At 70.9% G+C, this 8,444-nt stretch carries 5 protein-coding genes; 3 read left to right on the forward strand and 2 right to left on the reverse strand.

Annotated features, from left to right (window positions below; genetic code table 11):
- Window positions 1-49 precede the first annotated feature (49 nt).
- Window positions 50-202, reverse strand: coding sequence for a hypothetical protein (locus ACH4F6_RS35225; RefSeq protein ID WP_397964463.1), 153 nt, complete (start codon window positions 200-202; stop codon window positions 50-52).
- Here ACH4F6_RS35225 and gltB point away from each other — a divergent pair.
- The 3 genes from gltB (at window position 144) to ACH4F6_RS35240 (ending at window position 7,046) form a co-directional block, all read left to right on the forward strand.
- The gene (gene gltB / locus ACH4F6_RS35230) at window positions 144-4,742 is read left to right on the forward strand and encodes a glutamate synthase large subunit (RefSeq protein ID WP_397964458.1); all 4,599 of its coding nucleotides are present in this window, start codon (window positions 144-146) and stop codon (window positions 4,740-4,742) included. The genes ACH4F6_RS35225 and gltB overlap by 59 nt on opposite strands.
- Entirely contained in the window at window positions 4,735-6,198 is a 1,464-nt protein-coding gene (locus ACH4F6_RS35235; RefSeq protein ID WP_397964459.1) for a glutamate synthase subunit beta, read from the forward strand. Before gltB ends, ACH4F6_RS35235 begins: the two co-directional genes overlap by 8 nt.
- A 119-nt stretch (window positions 6,199-6,317) precedes the next feature.
- Window positions 6,318-7,046: a vWA domain-containing protein gene (locus tag ACH4F6_RS35240; RefSeq protein WP_397964460.1), complete on the forward strand. Its 729-nt coding sequence runs from the start codon at window positions 6,318-6,320 to the stop codon at window positions 7,044-7,046.
- 25 nt (window positions 7,047-7,071) lie between these two features.
- Here the strand turns inward: ACH4F6_RS35240 and ACH4F6_RS35245 are convergent, their stop codons facing one another.
- The gene (locus ACH4F6_RS35245; protein ID WP_397964461.1) at window positions 7,072-7,959 is read right to left on the reverse strand and encodes a hypothetical protein; all 888 of its coding nucleotides are present in this window, start codon (window positions 7,957-7,959) and stop codon (window positions 7,072-7,074) included.
- Window positions 7,960-8,444 lie beyond the last annotated feature (485 nt).

Genomic DNA, 8,444 nt, shown 5'->3' on the forward strand with positions numbered 1-8,444 from the left:
CGGCGTCCGCATGTTGGAACGGAGTATCCGGTTCCCGAGAACCGCTCCATCATGTAACCTGCACGAAATTTTGCACCCACGCAGAGGGCCAACGTCGTCCCTCGGCAATCTGCATATGCCACTTGACGACGACGGGAGAGCCGATGCGTACGCCGCGCCAGCCGTCCCAGCATTCCGCGAACGGCCAGAACTGGTCGTTCATGGATGCTCGCCCTGCTGCGCAGGGTATGTACGACCCCCGCGACGAGCACGACGCCTGCGGCGTCGGCTTCGTGGCCACCCTGACGGGCGAGGCGAGCCACGCGCTGGTCGAGCAGGCGCTGACCGTTCTGCGCAACCTCGAGCACCGCGGCGCCACCGGCTCCGAGCCGGACTCCGGCGACGGCGCGGGCATCCTCAGCCAGGTCCCCGACGCCTTCTTCCGCGAGGTGGCCGGTTTCGAGCTGCCCGAGGCCGGCTCCTACGCGGTCGGCATCGCCTTCCTCCCCGAGGACGGCACCCAGGACGCCGTCTCCCGCATCGAGACGATCGCCGGCGAGGAAGGGCTCACCGTCCTCGGCTGGCGCGAGGTCCCCGTCGCCCCCGAACTGCTCGGCGCCACGGCCCGCTCCACCATGCCGGCCTTCCGCCAGGTGTTCGTCGCCGACGGCCAGAGCGAGGGCATCGCCCTCGACCGCAAGGCGTTCGTGCTGCGCAAGCGCGCCGAGCGCGAGGCCGGCGTCTACTTCCCGTCGCTGTCCGCCCGGACCATCGTCTACAAGGGCATGCTGACCACCGGCCAGCTGGAGCCCTTCTTCCCCGACCTGTCCGACCGCCGCTTCGCCTCGGCCGTCGCCCTGGTCCACTCGCGCTTCTCCACGAACACCTTCCCCTCGTGGCCGCTCGCGCACCCGTACCGCTTCATCGCGCACAACGGTGAGATCAACACCGTCAAGGGCAACCGCAACTGGATGCGCGCCCGCGAGTCGCAGCTCGTCTCCGACCTGTTCACGTCGGACCAGAAGGCCATCGAGCGCATCTTCCCGGTGTGTACGCCGGACGCCTCCGACTCGGCGTCCTTCGACGAGGTGCTCGAACTGCTGCACCTGGGCGGCCGCTCGCTGCCGCACTCCGTGCTGATGATGATCCCGGAGGCGTGGGAGAACCACGACTCCATGGACCCGGCCCGGCGCGCCTTCTACCAGTTCCACTCCACGATGATGGAGCCCTGGGACGGCCCCGCCTGCGTCACCTTCACCGACGGCACCCAGGTCGGCGCGGTCCTCGACCGCAACGGCCTGCGCCCCGGCCGCTACTGGGTCACCGACGAGGGCCTGGTCGTCCTCGGCTCCGAGGTCGGCGTCCTCGACATCGACCCCGCCAGGGTCGTCCGCAAGGGCCGCCTCCAGCCCGGCAAGATGTTCCTCGTCGACACCGCCGAGCACCGCATCATCGAGGACGACGAGATCAAGGCCCAGCTCGCGGCGGAGAAGCCCTACGCCGAGTGGCTGGAAGCCGGCGAGATCGAGCTGTCCGACCTGCCCGAGCGCGAGCACATCGTGCACACGCACGCCTCGGTCACCCGCCGCCAGCAGACCTTCGGCTACACCGAGGAGGAGCTGCGCGTCATCCTCGCGCCGATGGCCAAGGCCGGCGCCGAGCCGATCGGCTCCATGGGCACCGACTCGCCGATCGCCGCGCTGTCCTCGCGCCCGCGCCTGCTCTTCGACTACTTCACCCAGCTGTTCGCGCAGGTCACCAACCCGCCGCTGGACGCCATCCGCGAGGAACTGGTCACCTCCCTGCGCTCCTCGCTGGGCCCGCAGGGCAACCTGCTCGAGCCGACCGCCGCCTCGTGCCGCTCGGTCACCCTGCCCTTCCCGGTGATCGACAACGACGAGCTGGCCAAGCTCATCCACATCAACGCCGACGGCGACATGCCCGGCTTCAAGGCCGCGACCCTGTCCGGCCTGTACCGGGTGCACGGCGGCGGCGACGCCCTCGCCGCGCGCATCGAGGAGATCTGCGCCGAGGCCGACGCCGCCATCGACAACGGCGCCCGCCTGATCGTCCTGTCGGACCGCCACTCGGACGCCGAGCACGCGCCCATCCCGTCGCTGCTGCTCACCGCGGCCGTCCACCACCACCTCATCCGCACCAAGCAGCGCACCCACGTGGGCCTGCTGGTCGAGGCCGGCGACGTCCGCGAGGTCCACCACGTCGCCCTGCTCATCGGCTACGGCGCCGCCGCCGTCAACCCGTACCTGGCGATGGAGTCCGTCGAGGACCTGGTCCGCGCCGGCACCTTCCTGCCGGGCATCGAGCCCGAGAAGGCGATCCGCAACCTGATCTACGCCCTCGGCAAGGGCGTCCTGAAGGTCATGTCCAAGATGGGTATCTCGACCGTCGCCTCCTACCGCGGCGCGCAGGTCTTCGAGGCCGTCGGCCTCGACGAGGCCTTCGTCGAGAAGTACTTCAACGGCACCGCCACCAAGATCGGCGGCGTCGGCATCGACGTCGTCGCCAAGGAGGTCGCCGCCCGCCACGCCAAGGCGTACCCGGCGTCCGGCATCGCCCCGGCCCACCGCGCCCTGGAGATCGGCGGCGAGTACCAGTGGCGCCGCGAGGGCGAGCCCCACCTGTTCGACCCGGAGACGGTCTTCCGCCTCCAGCACTCCACGCGCACCGGCCGCTACGACATCTTCAAGAAGTACACGGACCGGGTGAACGAGCAGTCCGAGCGCCTGATGACGCTGCGCGGCCTGTTCGGCTTCACGTCGGACCGCCCGTCGATCCCCGTCGACGAGGTCGAGCCGGTCTCCGAGATCGTCAAGCGCTTCTCCACCGGCGCCATGTCGTACGGCTCCATCTCCAAGGAGGCGCACGAAACCCTCGCCATCGCCATGAACCAGCTGGGCGGCAAGTCCAACACCGGTGAGGGCGGCGAGGACCCCGAGCGCCTGTACGACCCGGCGCGCCGCAGCGCCATCAAGCAGGTCGCCTCCGGCCGCTTCGGCGTGACCTCCGAGTACCTGGTCAACGCGGACGACATCCAGATCAAGATGGCCCAGGGCGCCAAGCCCGGCGAAGGCGGCCAGCTGCCCGGCCACAAGGTCTACCCGTGGGTCGCCAAGACCCGTCACTCGACGCCCGGCGTGGGCCTGATCTCCCCGCCGCCGCACCACGACATCTACTCCATCGAAGACCTCGCCCAGCTGATCCACGACCTGAAGAACGCGAACCCGCAGGCGCGGATCCACGTCAAGCTGGTCTCCGAGGTCGGCGTCGGCACGGTCGCGGCGGGCGTGTCCAAGGCGCACGCGGACGTCGTGCTCATCTCCGGCCACGACGGCGGCACCGGCGCCTCCCCGCTGACCTCGCTCAAGCACGCGGGCGGCCCCTGGGAGCTCGGCCTCGCCGAGACCCAGCAGACCCTGCTGCTCAACGGCCTGCGCGACCGCATCGTCGTCCAGACCGACGGCCAGCTGAAGACCGGCCGCGACGTCGTCATCGCCGCGCTGCTCGGCGCCGAGGAGTTCGGTTTCGCGACCGCGCCGCTCGTCGTCTCCGGCTGCGTCATGATGCGCGTCTGCCACCTGGACACCTGCCCGGTCGGCATCGCCACCCAGAACCCGACGCTGCGCGACCGGTTCTCCGGCAAGGCCGAGTACGTGGTGAACTTCTTCCAGTTCATCGCGCAGGAGGTCCGCGAACTCCTCGCCGAGCTGGGCTTCCGCTCGATCGAGGAGGCCGTCGGCCACGCCGAGGTCCTCGACGTCGAGCGCGCCGTCGACCACTGGAAGGCGCAGGGCCTGAACCTGGAGCCGCTGTTCCACGTGCCCGAGCTGCCCGAGGGCGCGGTGCGTCACCAGCTGGTCCAGCAGGACCACGGCCTGGAGAAGGCCCTCGACAACGAGCTGATCAAGCTCGCCGCCGACGCCCTCGCCGCCGACGCCGCGCACGACGCCCAGCCGGTGCGCGCCCAGGTCGCCATCCGCAACATCAACCGCACGGTCGGCACCATGCTCGGCCACGAGGTGACGAAGAAGTTCGGTGGCGCGGGCCTGCCCGACGACACCATCGACATCACCTTCACCGGCTCCGCGGGCCAGTCCTTCGGCGCCTTCCTCCCGCGCGGCGTCACGCTGCGCCTGGAGGGCGACGCCAACGACTACGTCGGCAAGGGCCTCTCCGGCGGCCGGGTGATCGTCCGTCCCGACCGGGGCGCCGACCACCTCGCCGAGTACTCGACGATCGCGGGCAACACCATCGCGTACGGCGCGACCGGCGGTGAGCTGTTCCTGCGCGGCCGCACCGGCGAGCGGTTCTGCGTCCGCAACTCCGGCGCGACGGTCGTCTCCGAGGGCGTCGGCGACCACGGCTGCGAGTACATGACCGGCGGTCACGCCGTGGTCCTCGGCGAGACGGGCCGCAACTTCGCGGCCGGCATGTCCGGCGGTGTCGCCTACGTCATCGACCTCGACCGCGACAACGTCAACGCCGGCAACCTCGACGCGGTCCAGGCGCTGGACGACGCGGACAAGCAGTGGCTGCACGACGTGGTGCGCCGCCACGCCGAGGAGACCGGTTCCACGGTCGCCGAGAAGCTGCTCGCCGACTGGGACACGTCCGCGGAGCGCTTCAGCAAGATCATCCCCAGCACGTACAAGGCAGTGCTCGCCGCCAAGGACGCCGCCGAGCGAGCCGGTCTCTCCGAGACCGAGATCACCGAGAAGATGATGGAGGCGGCGACCAATGGCTGATCCCAAGGGCTTCCTCAACCACGGTCGCGAGGTCGCCAAGACCCGTCCCGTCGGGGAGCGCGTCAAGGACTGGAACGAGGTCTACGTCCCCGGTTCCCTGCTGCCGATCATCAGCAAGCAGGCCAGCCGGTGCATGGACTGCGGCATCCCGTTCTGCCACAACGGCTGTCCGCTGGGGAACCTCATCCCCGAGTGGAACGACTACGCCTACCGCGAGGACTGGGCGGCCGCCCAGGAGCGCCTGCACGCGACCAACAACTTCCCGGAGTTCACCGGTCGCCTCTGCCCGGCCCCCTGCGAGTCGGCGTGTGTGCTGGGCATCAACCAGCCGCCGGTCACCATCAAGAACGTCGAGGTCTCGATCATCGACAAGGCGTGGGAGACCGGCGACGTCGCCCCGCAGGTGCCCGAGCGCCTGTCCGGCAAGACGGTCGCGGTCATCGGCTCGGGCCCCGCGGGCCTGGCCGCCGCCCAGCAGCTGACCCGGGCCGGCCACACCGTCGCCGTCTACGAGCGCGCGGACCGCATCGGAGGCCTCCTGCGCTACGGCATCCCCGAGTTCAAGATGGAGAAGCGGCACATCAATCGCCGCATCGAGCAGATGCGCGCGGAGGGCACCCGCTTCCGCACCGGCGTCGAGATCGGCCGCGACCTCAAGGCGACCGACCTGAAGAAGCGGTACGACGCGGTCGTCATCGCCGCCGGCGCGACGACCGCCCGTGACCTGCCGGTGCCGGGCCGCGAACTCAAGGGCGTCCACCAGGCCATGGAGTACCTGCCGCTGGCCAACAAGGTCCAGGAGGGCGACTACGTCGCCCCGCCGATCTCGGCCGAGGGCAAGCACGTCGTGGTCATCGGCGGCGGCGACACCGGCGCCGACTGCGTGGGCACCGCCCACCGCCAGGGCGCGGCCTCCGTCACCCAGCTGGAGATCATGCCCCGCCCGAACGACGAGCGGAACGCGGTCTCCCAGCCGTGGCCGACCTTCCCCATGCTGTACAAGGTCACGTCCGCGCACGAGGAGGGCGGCGAGCGGGTCTACTCCGTCTCCACCACCCACTTCGAGGGCGACGAGGACGGCAACGTCCAGTGGCTGCACCTCACCGAGGTGGAGTTCGTCGACGGCAGGCTGACCCCCAAGCCCGGCACGGAGCGCAAGATCCCCGCCCAGCTGGTCACCCTCGCGATGGGCTTCACCGGCACCGACCGCGAGAACGGCCTGGTCGACCAGTTCGGCCTGGACCTCGACGAGCGCGGCAACATCGCCCGCGACGCCGACTTCCAGACCAACGTGCCCGGCGTGTTCGTCGCCGGTGACGCCGGCCGCGGCCAGTCGCTCATCGTGTGGGCGATCGCGGAGGGCCGCTCGGCCGCCCGCGGCGTCGACCGGTTCCTGACCGGCGCCAGCGACCTGCCGGCGCCGATCCGCCCGACCGACCGCGCCCTGATGGTCTGACGGCACCTCACACACGTCCCGTACAAAGGCGTACGGAACGCCGACGGCGCCTGCCCCACAGTCCCCGACCGGACGACCGGGCAGGCGCCGTCGCCTTCTGCCGTGTGGGAGGGTGGGGCATGGTCGCCATCAGTCTCAGCAAGGTCCAGGAGACCGCGCCCGCGCTGGTCAGCCTGTACAAGACCGCCGGCATCTCCCTCACGAAGCACGGCCTGGACGGGCAGCGGGCCGCCGTCTACCTCGTGCTCGACCACTCCGGGTCCATGAAGCCGTACTACAAGGACGGCAGTGTGCAGGCGCTCGCCGACCGGGTGCTCGGACTGTCCGCGCACCTCGACGACGACGGCAGGGTCCCGGTCGTCTTCTTCTCCACGGACGTCGACGCCGTCACCGACATCTCCCTCGCCGACCACCGGGGGCGGATCGAGCGGATCGTCGCGGGCCTCGGCCACATGGGCAGGACCAGCTACCACGTGGCCATGGACGCCGTCATCGACCACCACCTCGACAGCGGCTCCACCGCGCCCGCCCTGGTCGTCTTCCAGACCGACGGCGGCCCGATCAACAAGCTCGCCGCCGAGCGGTACCTGTGCAAGGCGGCGAAACTGCCGTTGTTCTGGCAGTTCGTCGGCTTCGGCGACCCGGACAGCCGCCAGTTCGACTACCTGCGCAAGCTCGACGAGCTGTCCGTGCCCGACAAACGGGCCGTCGACAACGCCGGCTTCTTCCACGCCGGCTCCGACCCCCGCACCGTGTCCGACGCGGACCTCTACGACCGCCTGGTGGGCGAGTTCCCGAAGTGGCTGGTGGCCGCACGGGCCCAGGGAATCGTCCGCACGCACGCCTGAACCGCGGCCGACGGGCCCACCCGCCCTAGGTGTCGCACTCCAGCACCGTCCGGCACAACCCGCACCGGGCCCGCACCCGCCCCCGCACCGGCACCCTGATCCGCTGGTGACACGTCGGGCACGGGAACGTCACCCGCAGCGGCCCCCGCGGGTCCGGCACGAACGCGTACGGAGCGTCCGCGACCGGCCGCCGCTCCTGCGCGTACCGCCGGTCCCGGGCGTACCGCCGCCGCCCGGCCCACCCCGCCCCCGTCAACGGCGGCTGCCGCCCGTCGAGCCGCGCCAGCTCCCGTCCCCTCGCGTACGCCGTGTACGCCTGCGGACTGGTGAACCACACCGACGGATCCTCACCGAACACCACCGCCCGCTTCGCCAGCACGTACCCGAACTCCTCCGGGGTGAGGTACCCCAGCTTCTGCGACGAGTCCGCGTCCTCCCGGTACGCGTCGAGCAGCAGCCACCCCGCCCCCAGATACGTCGTCACCGTGTCCGTCAGGATCTCGTTGTCCCGCGTGGCCGGGAACGACAGGTCCAGCCGATGCAGGAAGACATGCGTGATCTCGTGCGCCAGGGCCGCCCCGATGTCCCGCCGATACCTACGGAACCGGTCGTTCAGCTCCACGAAGTACTCGGGCCCCGCCGCCAGTTCCACGTTCGCCGCGTACTCCATCTCCCGGAAACCGACGACCATCCGAGCGTCCGGCAACCGGAAGTGCCGCACCAGCTCCCGCGCCACCCGCTGCGCCCCCAGATGAAGATCGTCGGTGTCGCAGAACGCCACATCGACCGGAGCCACGCTCGTATCGAACAGCTGCACGGTGTCGTACGACAGCCGCCGGTACAGCGCCGTGATGGCGCCCCGCACCGTCTCCAGATGCGGATACCCGTGCTCGACCGCTCCACCGCCGCCCACGCCCACACCCCCAGAACGCCGCGAACCCCTCCACTCTACGAGCCACCCCCCACCCCTTCCACGGGACGACCCCCACCCACACCCGGAACCGGACCGGACGACGCGACGCACCCGCACCCGCGAGCCGGCGGAGGCAGGCCGGCCGACACGGCGCAGCCACCACGCACCCGCACCCGCAAGACAGCACAAGCGGACCGCCCGACACGGCGCAGCCACCACGCACCCGCACCCGCAAGACAGCACAAGCGGACCGCCCGACACGGCGCAGCCACCACGCACCCGCACCCGCAAGACAGCACAAGCGGACCGCCCGACACGGCGCAGCCACCACGCTGCCGCACCCGCAAGACAGCACAAGCGGACCGCCCGACACGGCGCAGCCACCACGCTGCCGCACCCGCGAGACGGCGGGAGCGGGTCGTGGCGGTGCGGCTGGAGCCCGTCGCTCAGCTCGTCACAGCCACCCCCGACCGTGGCAGCAGGCA

Origin of the sequence: Streptomyces sp. NPDC017936 (assembly GCF_044328485.1) — a bacterium.
GTDB lineage: Bacteria > Actinomycetota > Actinomycetes > Streptomycetales > Streptomycetaceae > Streptomyces.

Excerpts from the sequence above, each read along its gene's own strand:
- gltB (WP_397964458.1), top strand. The coding sequence starts at position 144 with ATGCGTACGCCGCGCCAGCCGTCCCAGCATTCCGCGAACGGCCAGAAC.
- ACH4F6_RS35225 (WP_397964463.1), bottom strand. The coding sequence starts at position 202 with ATGAACGACCAGTTCTGGCCGTTCGCGGAATGCTGGGACGGCTGGCGC.
- ACH4F6_RS35235 (WP_397964459.1), top strand. The coding sequence starts at position 4,735 with ATGGCTGATCCCAAGGGCTTCCTCAACCACGGTCGCGAGGTCGCCAAG.
- ACH4F6_RS35240 (WP_397964460.1), top strand. The coding sequence starts at position 6,318 with ATGGTCGCCATCAGTCTCAGCAAGGTCCAGGAGACCGCGCCCGCGCTG.